Source organism: Limnohabitans sp. Jir72, from assembly GCF_003063575.1.
Taxonomy (GTDB): Bacteria; Pseudomonadota; Gammaproteobacteria; order Burkholderiales; family Burkholderiaceae_C; genus Limnohabitans_A.
Genome location: NZ_NESC01000035.1, coordinates 1 through 985, shown reverse-complemented (window position 1 = coordinate 985; position 985 = coordinate 1). Strand labels below are relative to the sequence as shown.

General features: G+C 61.8%; 1 protein-coding gene. It reads left to right on the top strand.

Annotated features, from left to right (window positions below; genetic code table 11):
• Positions 1-985 (top strand): hypothetical protein (locus tag B9Z52_RS17935; protein ID WP_199222139.1); only part of this gene is annotated, 985 nt, incomplete at both ends.

Genomic DNA, 985 nt, shown 5'->3' with positions numbered 1-985 from the left:
CTGACGGTGTCTGGCACAGGCACGGTCAACGGCACGGTGACTGCGGGTAACTTGACAACGGCAGGTACCTTGAACGCCAACGGCGCGACGACACTGGGCGACACTTTGAGCGTGACGGGTCAGTCGAACTTGAACAGTCTGAACGCGACGGTGACGAACCTGGGCGTGACGACCACAACAGGTCTGAGCAACACAGGTACGCTGACGAACACAGGCAACGCCAACATCACCGGCACGCTGAGTGCAGGCGCAACGACCTTGGCCAGCGCGAACGTGACGGGTGGCTTGAACGTGGTGGGTGCGACGACCACAGCGGGCTTGACCAACACAGGCAACCTGACCAGCACAGGCACAACGCAGTTCAACGGCGCGACGACAGCGAACGGCAGCTTGACCACAACAGGCGCAGCGGTGTTCAACAGCACCGTTCAAGCGAACGGTCTGGTGACAGCGAACGCAGGCGTGACGGTGGCCAACGGCAATTTGGCCGTGAGCGCAGGCAACCTGACGGTGTCTGGCACAGGCACGGTCAACGGCACGGTGACTGCGGGTAACTTGACAACGGCAGGTACCTTGAACGCCAACGGCGCGACGACACTGGGCGACACTTTGAGCGTGACGGGTCAGTCGAACTTGAACAGTCTGAACGCGACGGTGACGAACCTGGGCGTGACGACCACAACAGGTCTGAGCAACACAGGTACGCTGACGAACACAGGCAACGCCAACATCACCGGCACGCTGAGTGCAGGCGCAACGACCTTGGCCAGCGCGAACGTGACGGGTGGCTTGAACGTGGTGGGTGCGACGACCACAGCGGGCTTGACCAACACAGGCAACCTGGTGAACACAGGCAACCTGACCAGCACAGGCACAACGCAGTTCAACGGCGCGACGACAGCGAACGGCAGCTTGACCACAACAGGCGCAGCGGTGTTCAACAGCACCGTTCAAGCGGACGGTCTGGTGACAGCGAACGCAGGCG